16 protein-coding genes are annotated in these 17,049 nt (G+C 68.9%); 8 read left to right on the top strand and 8 right to left on the bottom strand.

Annotated features, from left to right (window positions below):
* The first annotated feature begins 123 nt into the window (after positions 1–123).
* Entirely contained in the window at positions 124–1,575 is a 1,452-nt protein-coding gene (locus tag ABZ824_RS19650) for a serine/threonine-protein kinase (protein ID WP_356964613.1), read from the top strand.
* Between the two features lie 170 nt (positions 1,576–1,745).
* Entirely contained in the window at positions 1,746–3,710 is a 1,965-nt protein-coding gene (locus ABZ824_RS19645) for a protein kinase (protein ID WP_356964611.1), read from the top strand.
* A 178-nt stretch (positions 3,711–3,888) separates the two neighbouring features.
* On the opposite strand, the gene ABZ824_RS19640 is transcribed toward ABZ824_RS19645, so the two are convergent.
* The 3 genes from ABZ824_RS19640 to ABZ824_RS19630 all read right to left on the bottom strand — a co-directional run bounded on the left by ABZ824_RS19640 (position 3,889) and on the right by ABZ824_RS19630 (position 7,879).
* A complete protein-coding gene (locus tag ABZ824_RS19640; RefSeq protein ID WP_355073534.1) occupies positions 3,889–4,827 on the bottom strand; it encodes a patatin family protein in 939 nt (312 codons plus the stop codon).
* A 132-nt stretch (positions 4,828–4,959) separates the two neighbouring features.
* Positions 4,960–6,765, bottom strand: a complete 1,806-nt coding sequence (locus ABZ824_RS19635) for an acetyl/propionyl/methylcrotonyl-CoA carboxylase subunit alpha (protein ID WP_356964609.1) — start codon at positions 6,763–6,765, stop codon at positions 4,960–4,962.
* A gap of 196 nt (positions 6,766–6,961) precedes the next feature.
* On the bottom strand, positions 6,962–7,879 hold the full coding sequence (locus tag ABZ824_RS19630) for a sulfurtransferase (protein ID WP_356964607.1): 918 nt from the start codon (positions 7,877–7,879) through the stop codon (positions 6,962–6,964).
* Between the two features lie 169 nt (positions 7,880–8,048).
* Here ABZ824_RS19630 and ABZ824_RS19625 point away from each other — a divergent pair, with 169 nt between their 5' ends.
* Positions 8,049–8,822 carry a transcriptional regulator gene (locus tag ABZ824_RS19625; RefSeq protein WP_355073540.1) on the top strand — a complete coding sequence of 258 codons (774 nt, stop codon included), beginning with the start codon at positions 8,049–8,051 and terminating at the stop codon, positions 8,820–8,822.
* On the opposite strand, the gene ABZ824_RS19620 is transcribed toward ABZ824_RS19625, so the two are convergent.
* From ABZ824_RS19620 to ABZ824_RS19610, 3 genes are all read right to left on the bottom strand, one after another.
* Positions 8,751–9,383 (bottom strand): Maf family nucleotide pyrophosphatase, encoded by a 633-nt coding sequence (locus tag ABZ824_RS19620; RefSeq protein WP_355073542.1) that lies wholly within the window; start codon positions 9,381–9,383, stop codon positions 8,751–8,753. The two genes, ABZ824_RS19625 and ABZ824_RS19620, sit on opposite strands and share 72 nt — an antisense overlap.
* Entirely contained in the window at positions 9,380–9,715 is a 336-nt protein-coding gene (locus tag ABZ824_RS19615) for an acyl-CoA carboxylase subunit epsilon (RefSeq protein ID WP_356964605.1), read from the bottom strand. Before ABZ824_RS19615 ends, ABZ824_RS19620 begins: the two co-directional genes overlap by 4 nt.
* A gap of 194 nt (positions 9,716–9,909) precedes the next feature.
* A complete protein-coding gene (locus ABZ824_RS19610) occupies positions 9,910–11,550 on the bottom strand; it encodes an acyl-CoA carboxylase subunit beta (protein ID WP_356964603.1) in 1,641 nt (546 codons plus the stop codon).
* Positions 11,551–11,755: 205 nt separating this feature from the next.
* On the opposite strand from ABZ824_RS19610, the gene ABZ824_RS19605 reads away from it, so the two are divergent.
* Together ABZ824_RS19605 and ABZ824_RS19600 are read left to right on the top strand one after the other, a co-directional pair.
* Positions 11,756–11,944, top strand: a complete 189-nt coding sequence (locus ABZ824_RS19605; RefSeq protein WP_356964601.1) for a hypothetical protein — start codon at positions 11,756–11,758, stop codon at positions 11,942–11,944.
* A gap of 27 nt (positions 11,945–11,971) precedes the next feature.
* Positions 11,972–12,775 carry a biotin--[acetyl-CoA-carboxylase] ligase gene (locus ABZ824_RS19600; RefSeq protein WP_355073550.1) on the top strand — a complete coding sequence of 268 codons (804 nt, stop codon included), beginning with the start codon at positions 11,972–11,974 and terminating at the stop codon, positions 12,773–12,775.
* A 21-nt stretch (positions 12,776–12,796) separates the two neighbouring features.
* Here the strand turns inward: ABZ824_RS19600 and ABZ824_RS19595 are convergent, their stop codons facing one another.
* The gene (locus tag ABZ824_RS19595) at positions 12,797–13,750 is read right to left on the bottom strand and encodes an acyl-ACP desaturase (protein ID WP_355073552.1); all 954 of its coding nucleotides are present in this window, start codon (positions 13,748–13,750) and stop codon (positions 12,797–12,799) included.
* Positions 13,751–13,910: 160 nt separating this feature from the next.
* Between ABZ824_RS19595 and ABZ824_RS19590 the strand changes: the two genes are divergently transcribed.
* The 3 genes from ABZ824_RS19590 to ABZ824_RS19580 are packed head-to-tail and all read left to right on the top strand — an operon-like array spanning position 13,911 to position 16,454.
* Positions 13,911–14,456 carry a PH domain-containing protein gene (locus ABZ824_RS19590; RefSeq protein WP_356964599.1) on the top strand — a complete coding sequence of 182 codons (546 nt, stop codon included), beginning with the start codon at positions 13,911–13,913 and terminating at the stop codon, positions 14,454–14,456.
* 17 nt (positions 14,457–14,473) lie between these two features.
* Entirely contained in the window at positions 14,474–15,151 is a 678-nt protein-coding gene (locus ABZ824_RS19585; RefSeq protein WP_040865082.1) for a response regulator transcription factor, read from the top strand.
* Position 15,152: 1 nt separating this feature from the next.
* Positions 15,153–16,454 (top strand): HAMP domain-containing sensor histidine kinase, encoded by a 1,302-nt coding sequence (locus tag ABZ824_RS19580; protein WP_355073558.1) that lies wholly within the window; start codon positions 15,153–15,155, stop codon positions 16,452–16,454.
* A 1-nt stretch (position 16,455) separates the two neighbouring features.
* Here the strand turns inward: ABZ824_RS19580 and ABZ824_RS19575 are convergent, their stop codons facing one another.
* Positions 16,456–16,995, bottom strand: a complete 540-nt coding sequence (locus tag ABZ824_RS19575; RefSeq protein ID WP_355073560.1) for a GtrA family protein — start codon at positions 16,993–16,995, stop codon at positions 16,456–16,458.
* Positions 16,996–17,049: the final 54 nt, after the last annotated feature.

The raw sequence follows: 17,049 nt of genomic DNA, 5'->3' as shown, positions 1-17,049 counted from the left end.
CCGAACGGCCTCGCTGCGACATGATCGGATGGCCGCCACGTCGCTTTTGCGCGTTTCGCGGTAACGAACCGGATTTGGGGTAGCTCGATCATGAGGAAGAGGCTAGCGGGAGGTTCTATCGATATGGGCGAGCTATGGTTCGGCCATTACCGCCTCGATCGGTTGCTGGGCAGCGGCGGCATGGGTGAGGTCTGGCTCGCGCACGACACCACGACCGACCGTGCGGTCGCGTTGAAGCTGTTGACCACCGCGTACGCGGCGGACCCGAAATTCCGGCAGCGGTTCACCAGGGAGGCTCGGCTCGCCGCCCAGGTGCGCGGGCCGCACCTGGTGCCGATCCATTCGTTCGGCGAGCTCGACGGCCGCCTGTACATCGATATGGAGTTCATCGAGGGCTCCGACGTGGCCGCGGTGCTGCGGCGTTCGGGGCGGCTGGACCCAGAGCGGGCGATCGAGATCATCGCGCAGACGGCCGCCGCGCTCGACATCGCCCACCGTGCGGGCCTGGTGCACCGCGACGTGAAGCCGTCCAACATCATGGTGACGCCCGGCGGCACGGTCTATCTGATCGACTTCGGCACCGCGCACCGCAGCGACCAGCCCGCGATCACCGCCACCGGCAACGTGGTGGGCACGCTGGCCTACATGGCGCCGGAGCGGTTCGACCGGGCTGCGGGCCCACGTTCGGATCAGTACTCGCTGGCCTGTGTGCTGTTCGAGTGCCTGACCGGGTACCGGCCGTTCGACGACGGCGAGCCGCCACGCCTGTTGCGCGCCCACCTCATGCAAGCCCCGCCGTCGGCATCGGAGCTGAATCCGGCCCTCCCGCCCGCACTGGACGCGGTGATCGCGCGCGGCATGGCGAAGGACCCGGACCAGCGCTGGTCCAGTGCGGGGGAACTGGCTTCGGCCGCGCACGTGGCGCTGACCGGCCGGGACGTGAACACGGTCGAACTCGCCTCCGCGGTGCCGACCGTCGTACTGCCGCCGCTCCGTGCGGTGGCCACCTCCGGCGTCTCGGCCCGGACCGGTGTCTCGCCCCGGACCGGTGTCTCGCCCACGACCGGTGTCTCGCCCACGACCGGTGTCTCGTCCGGTCCGCGTACGTCCCTCGGACCGCGCCTGGCGCTGGCGTCGTTCGGGGCGCTCGCCGCGGCGGTCGCCGGGGCGTTGTGGCTGGGACGGCCGGACGTGGCCGACGCGGGACCGGCGACAACGCCGCTGCCGTCGTCGAACCAGGACCACGGGACACCGTCGAACCCGCCGTCGCAAGCCCCGGCCGCGCCTGCGCCGATCTCGGCGCCCATCGTGGTCCTGCCCGGCGCGGGCCAGCCGTGCGATCCGGCGGTCGACGTGCACAGCGTCGTTGTGGACGGCCTGGTGCTCACCTGTACTCCGTCGGCGGGCCGCCCCAGCTGGCTTCCCGCGTCGCCCGCGTCCGGCGGTGTCGCCGTGCGGAACGCCGACGACTCGAACGGACCCGGGCAGCAGGATTCCGGCGACAAGCACGACCGGGGCAAGCCGGATCACGCGAACCAAGGACATGGCAGGGACAAGCCCAAACCGGGCAAGTAGGGGGGCCGTTGCCGGACTGTCGTCGAGCCCACAGTGGTGTGTGACGCGGGGCGGGGTTACGCTCCGAAGAAGGCCATTCTTACGGCATTCGCGCGGTGACCTGCTGATTTTCGTTCCGCGCCGCGGGGAGGCCGGATCGGCCAGATGTCAACGCTGACTGGAGGTTCGCGATGGGGGAGGTGCGATTCGGGGGCTACCGGCTGGAGCGACTGCTCGGCAAGGGCGGTATGGGGCAAGTGTGGCTCGCCTACGACACGGTGGCCGCGCGGCGGGTGGCGTTGAAGCTCCTGCCTGCCGAACTCGCTGCCGCCGCGGGATATCGCAAGCGATTCGAGCGTGAAGCCGAAGCGGTGGCGCAACTGCGCGATCCGCACGTACCCCGGATCCACCGGTTCGGCGAGATCGACGGCCGCCTCTACATCGACATGCAGTTCGTCGAGGGCACGGATCTGGCGGGCAAACTGCTGGCCGACGGAGCGCTGCCACCGGCCATCGCGGTCGGCGTCATCGGCCACGTCGCCGCGGCGCTCGATGTGGCGCACCGGCGCGGACTGGTGCACCGCGACGTCAAACCGTCGAACATCGTCGTGCACCCGAGCGGCTTCACCTACTTGATCGACTTCGGCATCGCGCACGGGCTCGGCCAGACCGCCGTGACCACCACGGGCATGGCGATCGGCACCCTGGCGTACATGGCTCCGGAGCGGTTCACCGGGAAGGTGGACGGACGCGCCGACGTCTACTCGCTGGCCTGCGTGCTCTACGAGTGCCTGACCGGCTCCCGGCCCTACGGCGACACCGACCCCGCACAGCAGATGCACGCCCATCTGATGGCGACGCCCCCACGAGCCGGTTCGGTGTGCGCCGCTGTCCCCGCCGCTCTGGATGCCGTCATCGCCCGCGGTCTGGCCAAGGAGCCGGACGAAAGATTCGCGACCGCTGGGGAATTCGCCGCAGCCGCGCGGTCGGCGATCGGCGTTCCCGACTCGCGAGCCGTGCCGCCGCCAGCGCCCCGTACTGGTGGCGACGGCGGTCTCCCTGGGCAAGAGAACCTTTCGCCGCGTCCGTCAGCTGGAGCCTCTGCGGCAGAGCGTTTTTCGGAAGCGCCGAGTGCACCGCCACGGCGCACGCCTACCCCGACCAAAGTCATGCCCCAGCCAGGCCCGACGCCGACGCTCGTGGCGACCAGGCTCGACTGGTCCACGGTCACCCCTGGGCCGATTCCCACCCCGGGCAAGGACGTTTCGCAATCGGGTCCGCCGGTGCGGGGATATGCCGGTCGGTCGGTCGTCCCTGGTCACCCCGCTGCGGGGCAGCCATATTCAGCAGGCGGGTATCGAAACGCGCCGTACGCCGTTGGAGGCGGACAGCCAGGTTGGCAGGGCAGATTGCTCGCCCTGCAAGCACGCGTGCTGTCCCCGAAGCCCGGCACGGTCTCGCCGCCGTACCGGGCGCAGGCGCGCAAGGTCTTCCCGGCGGTCCCGCGTCCGGGTCGGCGGTCGGTTCCCCAGCGGCCGAGCGCCGCGATCCCCCGACGTCGGCGGAGCTTGCTGTCGAAGCTGATCGGCGCGCTGATCGTGGTGTTCCTCACGCCGTTCGCGTTCGCGGCCGGTTGCGTCGCGTTGATCGCGGCGGGAACCAGAACCGGCGACTCCGGCACGCCCGCACCGACCCTGCCGCCCGCGGCGGTGGCGGTGGAACAACCCGGACCGTCCCGGGACGACCCCATGACCGATCCGGCTGCCGTGGCGCCGGTGGGCACTCCCGTTCGCGACGGCAAATTCGAATTCGTCGTCACGAAGGTCGACGCGGGCGTGTCACGCATCGGATTGCAGACGGCCGCCGGTTCGTTTCTGATCGTCACGCTGGCCGTCCGCAATATCTCCGACGAATCGAAGTGGTTCCTGCCGCTGGGTCAGCGCCTGCTGGACGCGCAGAACACTCCGTTCGACCACAACGCCACCGCCACCATGTGGCAGAACACCCAGCAGCGCCTGGGCTACTCCTTCGAGCTGCGCTCCGGGCAATCCGCCACGACCCAACTCGTCTTCGACCTCCCGCCGACGGTCACTCCCGACCATTTGGAACTCCACGACTTCGTTCTGTCCAACGGCGTCCGAGTCGCCCTCGGCTGAACGTCTTCGCGCGGCGATGCCGGTGCCGATCCGGAAACGGATGCTCTCCGCCCGAACACCTCGCTACCGGGTAACTCCGCTGCACGGCGCGGCGAGCGCGGTGTCGATCTCGGCCACCTGTATGCGGGTCCGCGATGCTCTCGGCGTGCCCGCCGTGGATGGGAAGCGGCGAGCCCGCTCAGGCGGCTGGGAGGACGGCGGACAGCGCGGTGAGGACAGCTTGGCGGCCGATTCGCAGGCCCGCGGCCAGCAGCGTGGTGTCGCGGGCGGCGCTGTCGATGTCGGGAGAGCCGAGGGGCGGGTGGATTTGCAGTACCGAGTCGCCGAGTTCGGCGAGCGCGCGATCCTCGATGTCCTGTTGGCGGGGGCGTTCGAGCCACGCCCGGTACGCGCCGGGGGCCACCGCGCGCATATAACCGCCGCCGACGAGCTGGTGCAGGCGCGACGCGGCCGGGCGCCGTTCGTCCACGCGCCGGGTACGCAGGACCAAGGCGAGGGTGGCGCCCGCTCGGACCGCAGTGCGGATCGGCACGGTCTCGGAGAGACCTCCGTCGAAGAAGGCCGAACCGCCCAGGGCGACCGGAGGTCCGGCCAGAATGGGCAGGCCCGCCGACGCGCGCAGCGCGCGCATGAGCGTCCGCTTGTCGGTGATGTGCGGATGCAGGTCGACCGCCTGCCCGGTCCGGATATCGGTGGCGATCGGATGGAACGTCGTGGAGTTGGCGAGGATCGCCTCGAAGTCCATCGGTTCGATGCCGTCGTACACCTGATGCACGAGATACCGCAGATCGAACGCGGGGCGCCCGCGCAGCAGCCGAGCTGGGTCGATGGCACGGCGCATGATGGCAGGATCGGTCCACGAGCGCATGCCGGGGATCGCGCGCCCGCACAACAGCCAGGCGCCGTTGATCGCGCCCGCCGACGTGCCGTATACGGCATCGAATATCCCGGCGAGTCCGAGTTCCTCCAGCGCGGACACCATGCCGCTGGAGTACACGCCCCGGCTGCCGCCTCCCTCCACCACCAGCGCCAGGCGGTGACCGTCGGCACGGCCGCCCGTGGCACGACGCGCGCGGATCACTTCCGCGACAGGAGAGAGACTTGTCGAGCTGGTCACCGGATCACGATACGACACCACGGTATGCGTATCGGTCCAGCGGCGTGACGACGGAGGGACCGCCGCGTGAACAAAGGAGCGGGCGCGAACCTCCAGGTCCGCGCCCGCCCGTTTCCCGGTCTGCGCCGGGTACTACTTGATCTCCGCCAGAACGGTGCCCTGCGTGATCGCCGCGCCCGCCTCGACGGAAAGGCCGGTGACCACACCCGCCTTGTGCGCGTTGACCGGGTTCTCCATCTTCATGGCCTCGAGCACCACGATCAGGTCGCCCGCCTCGACCGACTGGCCCTCTTCCACGGCGACCTTGACGACGGTGCCCTGCATCGGAGCGGTGACCGCGTCACCGGAGGCCGCGCCGCCGCCCGCGCCGCCACGCTTGCGCGGCTTGGGCTTCTTGCGGATCACGCCCGCGCCGTTGCTCGCTGCCCCGCCCGCTCCGGCGCCAACGGTGAAGTTACCCGGCAGCGAGACCTCGACCCGGCGTCCGCCGACCTCGACGACGACCTTCTGCCGCGGCGCTTCCTCGTCCTCGTCGGCCGGGGCGCCCGCGCCGGTGAAGGGCTCGATGGTGTTGACCCACTCGGTTTCGATCCACTTGGTGTAGACCTCGAACTTCTCGCCGTCGCCGATGAACGCCGGGTCCTCGACGATGGCCCGGTGGAACGGGATGACCGTGGCCAGACCGTCGACCTCGAACTCGGCCAGCGCGCGCCGCGCCCGCTCCAGGGCCTGCGTACGGTTCTCGCCGGTGACGATCAGCTTGGCCAGCATCGAGTCGAACTGCCCGCCGATCACGCTGCCCTGGACCACGCCGGAGTCCACGCGGACACCGGGGCCGGTGGGCTCCTTGTAGACGGTGACCGGGCCGGGGGCGGGCAGGAAGTTGCGGCCCGCGTCCTCGCCGTTGATGCGGAACTCGAAGGAGTGGCCGCGCGGCGTCGGGTCCTCGGTGATCTCCAGCTTCTCGCCGTTGGCGATGCGGAACTGCTGGCGCACCAGATCGAGGCCCGCGGTTTCCTCGGTGACCGGGTGTTCGACCTGCAGACGGGTGTTCACCTCGAGGAAGGAGACGGTCTCGCCCTGCACCAGGTACTCGACGGTGCCCGCGCCGTAGTAGCCGGCTTCCTTGCAGATGGCCTTGGCCGAGGCGTGGATCTTCGCGCGCACCTCGTCGGACAGGAACGGCGCGGGGGCCTCCTCGACGAGCTTCTGGAAGCGCCGCTGCAGCGAGCAGTCGCGGGTGCCCGCGACCACGACGTTGCCGTGCTTGTCGGCGATGACCTGAGCCTCGACGTGGCGGGCCTTGTCCAGGTACTGCTCGACGAAGCACTCGCCGCGACCGAAGGCGGCGGTCGCCTCACGGACGGCCGAGTCGTACAGCTCCGGGATCTCCTCGATGGTGTGCGCGACCTTCATGCCGCGGCCACCGCCGCCGAACGCCGCCTTGATGGCGACCGGCACGCCGTAGGTCTTCGCGAATTCGACGACCTCGCTCGCGTCCTTGACCGGGTCCTTGGTGCCCGCGGCCATCGGCGCCTTCGCGCGCTCGGCGATGTGCCGCGCGGTGACCTTGTCGCCCAGGTCGCGGATGGACTGGGGGGAGGGGCCGATCCAGATCAGCCCGGCGTCGATGACGGCCTGGGCGAAGTCGGCGTTCTCGGAAAGGAAGCCGTAGCCAGGGTGGATGGCGTCGGCGCCGGACTTGGCGGCGGCGTCGAGGATCTTGTCGAAGACGAGATACGACTCGGCGGAGGTCTGCCCGCCCAGGGCGAACGCCTCGTCGGCGAGCTTGACGAACGGGGCATCGGCATCCGGCTCCGCGTAGACGGCGACGCTGCCGATACCGGCATCCTTGGCCGCCCGGATCACGCGCACGGCGATCTCGCCTCGGTTAGCTACGAGTACCTTTGTGATCCGCGCGCTGGCATGGCTGGGCACTGAGCCTCCTGTGTGCATCTTCTGGTCGCTTCGCCGGGGGTGGGGTCGCTGTGCGGGCTCCGCTCCCATAATCGACAAACTTACGTCTCGGGCGAGTGTAGGCAGTCTGCCAACAGTCGCCGAACTCGGCTAGGCCTACTGAACAGTAGGTCGCGGATCACAACGTACGCGTCCTGTGTTTGGGACCGCGCCCCGCCTACCTGCTCCGCGTGCGTCGCGACCCGCCGCGCGCGGGCGCCTCGCCGGGTTCTTCCCCCGTGGCGATCGGCATGCGCACCGAGTTGCCCCACTCGGTCCACGACCCGTCGTAGTTGCGTACGCCGTGGCGCCCGAGCAGGTAGGTCAGGACGAACCAGCTGTGAGCGGATCGCGCGCCGACTCGACTGTAGACGATCACCTCGTCAGCGCCTGCCAACGCGCGGTAGACGTCGTCGAGTTCGGTGCGGGAGCGGAAACGCCCGTCGGCGGTGAGCGCCTCGGACCACGGGATGTTCGACGCGCTGGGAATATGGCCGCCGCGCAATGCCGCGTCCTCGGGGTTGGCCGGTGGGAGCACGTCCGCGCCGGAGTACTCCTCGGCCGAGCGCACGTCGAGCACCGGTTTGCCGAGGTGGGCGAGCACGTCCTCGCGGAAGGCGCGGAAGGTGCTGTCGTCCCTGCGCACAGCCGGATAGCCGCTGCGCACCGGGTAGTCGGGTTCGAAGGTCGTGTCGCGCCCTTCGGAGATCCACGCCGCGCGGCCGCCGTCGAGCAGGCGCACGTCCTCGTGCCCGAACAGGGTGAACACCCATGCCGCGTGCGCCGCTTGCGCGTTCCCGCGATCCCCGTAGATCACAACCGTGTCGTCACGATCTATACCTTTCGCGCGCATCAGTTCGGTGAATCGCGTTCCGTCGATATAGTCGCGCGTGACCGGATCGTTCAGATCGCTTCGCCAATCCAGTTTGGTGGCGCCCGGAACGTGCCCGATGTCGTAGAGCAGCGTGTCCTCGTTGGCCTCGATGATCTTGAGTCCCCGCGCGCCTATGTTTGCCGACAGCCACTCCGTGGTTACTAGTCGGTGTGGGTGTGCGTAGGAACCGAGCGAGGGATGAGGGTCCGGAGCGACGGGCACGGTGTTTGGGTCCTTCACGCATGGGTGGACGGTGGTGGCAGCGGTTCGAGGCCTCACAGCGATGGTAGGTGTGAGGCGACAGTGGCTCTCGTTTCAGATCACAAATCGGATGAGGGCCGAATAAAGGGCACCTACATCCGATAAAGTCTCCCGGGAGGAGGGGTGAGCTATGTCCGATTCTTGGCCGCGGCGGCGACTGCTCGCGATCCTACGTGGCGCCAGCGAGCCTCTCGACGCCCAGGAACTGGCCAGAATCACCGGACAGCACGTCACCACGGTCCGGTTCCATCTGGATGTGCTCACCAGGGAATCCCTCGTCCGGCAGTTCCAGCAGCCGCCGCGTGGCCGCGGGCGACCGCGCATCGGATACAGCGCGGTGCAGCGATCGGTGGGCTACCAGGATCTCGCCCAGGTGCTCGCCGACCAGCTCGGCCCGGATCCCCGGCGCAGGGCGGAGGCGGCGAATGCGGCGGGCCGCGCCTGGGGCAGCAGACTCGACGTCGGTGACCATCGGGTCGAGTCGCTGGAGGACGCCAAGGATCTCACGATGACGTTGATGTCGGAGCTGGGTTTCGCGCCCGAGCGCGACTCTTCCCCGGAGAACGAGGGGAAGGTGCTGATCCGGATGACCGCGTGTCCGCTGCGCGAACTCGCGCGAACGCATTCCGAAGTGGTCTGCGGCGTGCACCTCGGGCTGCTCGAAGACGTCCTCCGCCGGGGCGGTGCGCAGGGGACCATCGACGTGCGGATGCATCCGTTCGTGGAGCCGGAGCTGTGCGTGGCCCGTCTGGAACTCATCGCGGCGCAGCGCGCCGAGGCCCAGGAGACCGCGAAGGTGCCCGGCGGTGACGCCGAGGCGTTCACCACGCCGTCAGGCCGTGTGGCCCCACAGCTGCGTAACGCCGATCCCAACATCGCCAAGCAGTCGGCGCAGCAGTGGTAGCCCGATGCCGATGACGCTGGACGGGTCGCCATCGATGCGGTCGACGAACCAGCCGCCGAGCCCGTCGAGGGTGAACGCGCCCGCCACCTGGAGCGGCTCGCCGGTCGCGATGTAGGCGTCCAGCTCGTCCGGCTCGGGCTTGGCGAAATGCACGGTGGTGCTGCTGCAGTCGACCGCTTCGGCGATGATCCCGCCGTCCCGCATCCGCAGCACGCAGTGCCCGGTGACGAGATCGGCGCTGCGTCCGGCCATGTCGCCCCAGCGCGCGCGGGCGACCTCGGGGGTGTGCGGCTTGCCCTGCAACTCGCCGTCCACGAGCAGCATGGAATCACAGGCCACCACAACGCAGTCGGCGGCGAACTCCGGAACCGCGGTGGCGACGGCCGCCGCTTTGGCGCGCGCCAACTCCACCACGACCCCCTGCGGAGGGGTGCCCTCGGGGAGGGCGGCGGCCACCGCGTCCTCGTCCACGGCGGAGACCCGGACGATCGGGTCGATGCCCGCCGAGCGGAGCACCTCCCGGCGGGCCGGGGACGCGGAGGCCAGGATCAGCCGCGTCACCCGCGCAGGTGGGACAGCTGTGGGAAGGAGTACGGGGAGAACGGGGAAGCGCCGCGATGCATCAGCGTCGGGTGGCCCCACAGGTCGGGCGGGCCTGCGGGCCCGCCCGGCGCGGCGCTGTTCGCGGCGGCGGACAGGACGCACACCAGCGCGGCGAGTTCCTCGTCGCTCGGCGAGCCCTTCACGACACGGAAGAACGGCTCCGGGGTGGCCTCGGCGGATTGCGCTGTCGCGGTCGAACCGGTGGACGCACCGGCCTCGTCTGCGATCGGGTCGACTGTGAGATCCAGTTCGACGGCGCTCAACACATCTTCTTCTGCCACGGTCGTCACAGTGCCAGGTCCTCTCTTCGCCCTTATCAGCGGAACTGATCAGGCTGTTCCCGTTTTCCGACAAGTTATGGATGAAGCAATCGTCCTCGGACGCACTCTTTGCTTCTCTGCAACAAGCCGGTACACGCCAGCGTAAGTGTTACCGAGGCCGATGCCCCACCCTTTGTGCGCGGCCTATCGAGGGTATCGCTCGATCACAGCGGGATGTTGCCGTGTTTCTTCGGCGGCAGGGTGACCATCTTGCGTTCGAGCAGTCGCAGCGCGGAGACGATCTGGCCGCGGGTGTGCGACGGCGGAATGACCGCGTCCACGTAGCCTCGCTCGGCGGCGACGTACGGGTTCACGAGCGTGTCCTCGTACTCGTTCTGGAGCTCGAGCCGCAGCGCATCGACGTCTCCGCCGTCTTTGGCGGCCTGCTGCAGCTGCTTGCGGTAGACGAAGCCGACGGCGCCCGAAGCGCCCATGACGGCGATCTGGGCGGTCGGCCAGGCGAGGTTCACATCGGCGCCCATGTGCTTGGAACCCATGACGTCGTAGGCGCCGCCGTAGGCCTTGCGCGTGATGATCGTGATTTTGCCCACAGTGGCCTCGCCGTAGGCGTAGAGCAGCTTCGCGCCGCGCCGGATGATGCCGTTGTACTCCTGCCCGGTGCCGGGCAGGAAGCCGGGCACGTCGACCAGGGTGATGATCGGGATGTTGAACGCGTCGCAGGTGCGCACGAAGCGCGCGGCCTTCTCCGAGGCGTCGATGTCCAGGCAGCCCGCGAACTGGGTGGGCTGGTTGGCCACGATGCCGACGCTGCGGCCGTCGATCCGGCCGAAGCCGACGATGATGTTCATCGCGCGCTCGGCCTGCACCTCGAGGAACTCGTCGTCGTCGAGCAGGCGACGGATCACGTCGTGCATGTCGTAGGGCTGGTTCGGCGAGTCCGGGATGATCGTGTCCAGCTCGAGGTCCTCTTCGGTGAGCGAGTCCTCGATCGCGCCGTCGATCGGGTCGGTGGCCGGGAAGCGCGGCGCCTCGGCCCGGTTGTTGCTCGGCAGGTAGGACAGCAGGTCCTTGACGTAGTCCAGGGCGTCCTGCTCGCCGGAGGCGACGTAGTGCGCCACGCCGGACTTGGTCATGTGCGTGTGCGCGCCGCCCAGGTCCTCCATGGTGACGTCCTCGCCGGTGACGGTCTTGATGACGTCCGGGCCGGTGACGAACATCTGGCTGGTGCCGTCGACCATCACGACGAAGTCGGTCAGCGCGGGGGAGTACACGTGGCCACCGGCGGCCGGGCCCATGATCAGCGAGATCTGCGGGATCACGCCGGAGGCCTGGATGTTGCGGTGGAAGATCTCGCCGTAGAGACCGAGCGAGACCACGCCCTCCTGGATGCGCGCGCCAGCGCCCTCGTTGATGCCGATCAGGGGGCGGCCGGTCTTCAGGGCCAGATCCATCACCTTGACGATCTTCTCGCCGTAGACCTCGCCGAGGCTGCCGCCGAACACCGTGACGTCCTGGCTGAAGATGCAGACATCGCGGCCGTCGATGGTGCCGTAACCGGTCACCACGCCGTCGCCGAGCGGGCGGTTGTGCTCCAGGCCGAAGTTCACGCTGCGGTGGCGGGCCAGGGCGTCGAGTTCGACGAAGGAGCCTTCGTCCAGCAGGGCGAGGATGCGCTCGCGGGCGGTCATCTTGCCCTTCGCGTGCACCTTGTCGACCGCGGCCTCACCCATCGGGTGCTTCGCCTCTTCCAGCCGATTCCGCAGGTCAGCCAGCTTCCCGGCGGTGGTGTGGATATCGGGGGAACCCGCGGGACCTGATGCGGGCTGCTGCTGGACACTCGTCATGGCATCGGAGTGTAACCAGTACCAGTGCGTCTCTCTAACCCAGACGGGGGCTACCGGCGAGTAGAAAACCGCAGCTAGATCAATTTTCGGAGGCAAACTTCCTGGTCGGTAGCGACGTTGGGGAGGCGGAAAATGAGTATCGCCCACCGGTCGGGTCCGGATAGCCTGAGGGCGAGAGATTTTCGGCTCAGGGGAGGAGCGCGTCATGTGGGAATGGGGTAGGACTTTCGCCGAATACGCTGCCGCGGCGGCGTGGACACGGACCACGGAGACGGCTCCGAAGTACGGCGAGCCCGAGTGCTGGACCGAGACCGCCGAGGGCGAGCCGGAGAACGACCGCGCGGGCATGGCGGCGCGCGACCCGCTCGTCTCCGGGTACGACCTGGCCGGGTAGCGCCCGCGCGGCGAGTAGCCTGCCGGTGTGCAGAGGCCACCGTTGGATGCAGAGCAGTTGCGGCGCAGTGCCGTCGACTCGCCGGAACTGTCGTTCTTCTCGCGGATCGACGTGGTCGAGTCGACCGGGTCCACGAACGCGGATCTGATCGCGCTGGCGGCCGATCCGGACGCCGACCACGTCGTTCTGCTGGCGGAAACCCAAGTGCAGGGCCGTGGCAGGCACGCGAGGACCTGGGTCAGCCCGCCCCGGGCGCAACTGGCGATGTCGGTGCTGGTGCGTCTGCCCGGGATCGGCCCCGCCTCGCTCGCCTGGCTGGCGCTGCTCACCGGCGTCGCCGTGGTCGACGCGCTGCGGACCACGGCGGGCGTCGCCGCGGAACTCAAGTGGCCCAACGACGTGCTGATCGACGGACGCAAGGTCGCGGGCATCCTGGCCGAGGTCGCGGCGAGCGGGGGCGGCGCGCCCGCCGTCGTGATCGGGCTCGGGCTCAACGTGAGCCTGACCGAAGAGGAACTGCCGGTGCCGCACGCCACGTCGCTGACCATCGCGGGTGCGCGGCAGACCGACCGCACGGTGCTCGTGCGGTCGCTGTTGACCGAGTTCGCCCGTCGCTTCACCGCGTGGCGCGACGCGGATTGGGCGACCGACGAACTGGCCGCCGCCTACCGCGAGCGGTGCGCCACCATCGGCACGGAGGTCCGCGCCGAACTACCCGGCGGCCGACAGCTCACCGGCATCGCCGAGGGCGTCGACGACTACGGCCGCCTGCTCATCGGTGGCGAAGCGGTGTCCGCGGGCGATGTCACGCATCTGCGCGCCCAGTACTGACCGCCTCTCCGGGCGGCGGCCTCAGACGTGCTGGGCGACGTCGCGCGCGGCGTCCCGGGCGAGTGCCCGATCGCGCTGCTCCTCGAACTTGATCACGTCTTTGGCCAGCTGCTCCACGAACGTGCCCAGTTCGTCGCGCGCCTGCTCGCCGCGCGGCCCGAAGTCCGAGCGGTCGAAGACGTTCCACTGTTTGAGCACCGGCTCGATGACCTCTTCCAGGTGCTGGCGCAGGTCGTAGATGCCGTGCTTGGCCATCAGCACGCCGTAGCGGCGGAAGTTGGGCATCCCGGCGCCTGGCATCAGGAAGTTCGTGATGATCCTGGTGATCGCGGGCAGCGCCTGGTCGGGCACCAGGTCCAGCGCCGCGCCGCACAGGGAGCGATAGAAGATCATGTGCAGGTTCTCGTCGGCGGCGATGCGCTGGAGCAGGCGATCGGCGACGGCGTCGTTGCATGCCTTGCCGGTGTTGCGATGCGACACACGGGTGGCCAGTTCCTGGAAGGTGACGTAGGCGACGCTCGCCAGGAACCCGCCCCACCCGTCCGGCGATCGGACCCCGTTGCTCATGTGGATCATCCGGGCCTCCTCCAGGGCGACCGGATCGACGGCGCGGGTGACGACCAGGTAGTCCCGCATGGCGATGCCGTGGCGGTTCTCCTCGGCGGTCCAGCGGTCGACCCAGGTGCCCCACGGTCCGTCCTCGGAGAAGTTCTGCGCGATCTCCCGGTGGTAGGAGGGCAGGTTGTCCTCGGTGAGCAGGTTGGTGATCATCGCGACCCGGGCGACCTCACTGAGGTGCGATTGCTCCGGTTGCCAATCCACGCCTCCAAGGGCGGCGAAGTTGCGGCCCTGGCTCCACGGCACATAATCGTGCGGGTTCCAGTCTTTCGCCATGGACAGGTGCCGATTCAAGTTCTCTTCGGCGACGGGTTCGAGTTCGGCCAGGATCTGCAGCGGGGTCAGGTCTTTGGTCACGCGTTCCTCCACGGTCGGAATCGGCGATGATGGTGAGCCGGGCGTTGCGCGATACAGAGAGCCACTGCGCGGAAATAGTCACACGCAGGGTGCCGATTGTGCAGCATGACGCGCTGCGGTGTCAGCCGTTCGGGCATCTTGACGCGGTACTGTTCCTGACATGGGTTATCCCGAGGATGTGCTGGCGCCCGACGAACGGTTGCTGCTGCATCGCCACCCGCATTGGAAGATGCTCTTCTGGCCGATCGTGACGCTGATCGTCGCCACCGCTCTCGCGGGTTTCACAGGGGGACTCATTTCGCAGAAGGCCACGGGCACCACCGCCTCGGCGCTGCTCATCACGGTGCTCGTGGTGTATGTGGCGATTCTGCTATGGCGTTGCGCCGTACCGGTTATCAGCTGGAAGTCGACGCATTTCATCGTCACCGACCGGCGGGTGCTGGTGCGCCAGGGCGTCATCACCCACAGCGGCATCGACATCCCGATGAGCCGGATCTCCAGCGTGCAGTTCCGGCACGGGCTGTTCGATCGGTTGCTCGGCACCGGGACGTTGATCATCGAGTCGTCCTCCTCGGAGCCGCTGGAATACGACGACATCCCCGCGGTCCAGCAGGTGCATTCGCTGCTGTACCACCAGGTGTTCGAGGTCGAACGCCATCGGGACGGGCGCGACGAGCGCTGGGACGACCGCCCCAGCTACCGGTGAGCCCGTAACCTGGGCGTATGACCGCTGTACTGCTGGCCGAGGACGACGATGCCATCGCGGCCCCGTTGTCGCGCGCGCTCGGCCGCGAGGGCTACTCGGTGACTGTCGAGAGTTTCGGCCCCGCCGTGCTGCAGCGGGCTCTGGAAGGCGGGCACGACCTGCTCATTCTCGATCTCGGCCTACCCGGCATGGACGGGCTGGAGGTCTGCCGTCAGGTGCGCGCCCGCGGCGCGGATCTGGCCGTGCTGATGCTCACCGCGCGCACCGACGAGGTGGATTTCGTGGTGGGGCTGGATGCGGGCGCCGACGACTACGTCGGCAAGCCGTTCCGGCTCGCCGAGTTGCTCGCCCGGGTGCGAGCGCTGTTGCGGCGCAGCGGAATCGGCGACGACACGGTCGAGGTGGGCGGCATCCGCCTGGAGCCGGCCGCCCGGCGCGTACTGGTAAACGGCGTCGAAATCGGTTTGGCCAACAAGGAATACGAGCTGCTCAAGGTGCTGATCGACCGGGCCGGTCAGGTGGTGGCGCGCGAGACCATCCTGCGCGAGGTGTGGGGCGACGCGGAGTTGCGCGGTTCCAAGACGTTGGACATGCACATGTCCTGGCTGCGCCGCAAGATCGGGGACGAGGGCCCCATGGCCGAGCGGCGCATCGTCACCGTCCGCGGTGTCGGATTCCGGCTGAACACCGACTGACGTGCGCCGCCGGATCTTGCGTTCCATGCTCACCGTGCTGACCCTCACCACGGTGGTGCTCGGCGTGCCGCTGATCTACACGGCGTGGTTGTGGGTAGAGGACATCACGCGCAACGACTTGCAGAACCGGCTGGACCGGATCGCGACGGAGATCATCGCGCAGGAACGCGACGGCACGGTGTCCGGCGAGCTGGACATCCGGTCGGTGGCGCCGTTGGTGCCGGAGAACGGCAGGCTCACCATCGTCTACCCGTCGCAGCGGGACAACGCCGTCCGCCGCGACGTGGGGGTGGCCGACGTGTCCGACCCGCTGGTCGAGTCGCTGTCGATGGGCAAGTCCGCTTCGCTCCGCCTGGAAGTGCCGTCCGCGCCGATGCACGCCATGCAGCGCCAGGCGGTCGCGGTGGTCGCGCTGGCGGTGCTCGCCTCGCTCGGCGCGGCGGTCTCGGTCGCGGTGGTCACCGCCCGGCGGGTGGCCGATCCGCTGCGGGACGTGGCGGCGCGCGCGGCCCGGCTGGCGATGGGGGATTTCCGGCCCGATCCGCGCAGGCACGGCATCGCGGAACTGGATCGCGTATCCGACGTGCTCGACTCGGCGACGGTGGAGATCGCCGGACGACTCCAGCGCGAACACGCCCTGGTGGCGGACGTCTCGCATCAGCTGCGCAGCAGGCTGACCGCCGTGCGGTTGCGCCTGGACGAGTTGTCCGCGCATGCCGACCCGGAGGTGGTGCACGAGGCCGAGGAGGCGATGGCTCAGGTCGACCGGCTCACCGACGCGATCGACGACCTGGTCCGCGCCTCCCGCGACGAGGACGCGGCCGACCGCGATCCGGTGCCCGTGATGGACGAACTGCGCGGTGTCGTCGCCGAATGGAAACACCCGTTCACCGAGGCGGGACGGTCGCTGACGCTCACCGGCGACGAGTCGTTGCGCGCCCCGATCACGGGTTCGCGGTTGCGTGAGGCGGTGACGGTGCTGGTGGACAACGCGCTCATGCACGGCGGCGGGACCTGCACGGTGTCGGTGCGCTCGGTGCGGCCGGGAGCCGATCGCGAGCCGCTGGTTTGTGTCGAGGTGGCCGACGAGGGCCACGGAGTGCGCGACGAGCTGGCGCCGCACATCTTCGACCGCGGTTTCTCCGCGGGCGGTTCCACCGGTGTCGGGCTGGCGCTCGCGCGGGCGCTGGTCGAGGCCGACGGCGGACGGCTGGAATTACAGCGGCGCAGGCCCGCGCTGTTCGCGGTGTTCCTCGGGTCGAAGGCCCGTCCGGCCAACTCGGTGGTGCCCGAGCCGAGGTGACTCAGCCGCGGCCGAGTTCCTCTTCCACGAGGTCGACGAATTCCGCTTCGAGTTCGCTCATTTCGTCGGGGAAGACCCAGCGGCGCATCGACCAGAAACGGAACGCCATCTGCAGCAGATTGCCGATGATGAACGCGCTGATGAAGTCGGCGACGTTCTCGACCGTGAAGCTCACGTTGGGCTGGCGCAGGTCGAAGACGTAGCTGGAAATCCACAGCGGGGTGAAGGCGAGGACGACGCCGACGCCGCTGACGGCGAAGAACAGCAGCGCTTCGTGATGACGTTCCCGCCCGCCGCGATTCTTGAACGACCATTCCCGGTTCAGGATGTAGGACGCGATCACGGCGATGACGCCGGAAATGATCTTGGCCGTGACCGGTTTCTCCGCGAGCACCGTCCACTTGAGTATGTAGAAGATGCCGCTGTCGATCACGAACGTGGTCGCGCCGACGATCGCGAACTTGATCAATTCCCGCTGCCGGTACGCGATATCTTGCAGCGGCTTGGGGAGGACGCTGACCACGTCGTCGACGAATGACACAAGACCGGAGTGTACCGGTAGCTGTCATTTGCGCCGGACATGACAATATTGTCC

The sequence above is a fragment of the Nocardia sp. NPDC047038 genome (genome assembly GCF_040644075.1).
Classification (GTDB): domain Bacteria; phylum Actinomycetota; class Actinomycetes; order Mycobacteriales; family Mycobacteriaceae; genus Nocardia; species Nocardia sichangensis.
Note: the sequence above shows the minus strand (reverse complement) of the source record. Positions and strands in the feature narration are given on the sequence as shown.

Coding starts and splice junctions, on each gene's coding strand:
- ABZ824_RS19590 (WP_356964599.1), top strand. CDS start 13,911: ATGGGTTATCCCGAGGATGTGCTGGCGCCCGACGAACGGTTGCTGCTG.
- ABZ824_RS19650 (WP_356964613.1), top strand. CDS start 124: ATGGGCGAGCTATGGTTCGGCCATTACCGCCTCGATCGGTTGCTGGGC.
- ABZ824_RS19610 (WP_356964603.1), bottom strand. CDS start 11,550: ATGACGAGTGTCCAGCAGCAGCCCGCATCAGGTCCCGCGGGTTCCCCC.
- ABZ824_RS19585 (WP_040865082.1), top strand. CDS start 14,474: ATGACCGCTGTACTGCTGGCCGAGGACGACGATGCCATCGCGGCCCCG.
- ABZ824_RS19625 (WP_355073540.1), top strand. CDS start 8,049: ATGTCCGATTCTTGGCCGCGGCGGCGACTGCTCGCGATCCTACGTGGC.
- ABZ824_RS19605 (WP_356964601.1), top strand. CDS start 11,756: ATGTGGGAATGGGGTAGGACTTTCGCCGAATACGCTGCCGCGGCGGCG.
- ABZ824_RS19645 (WP_356964611.1), top strand. CDS start 1,746: ATGGGGGAGGTGCGATTCGGGGGCTACCGGCTGGAGCGACTGCTCGGC.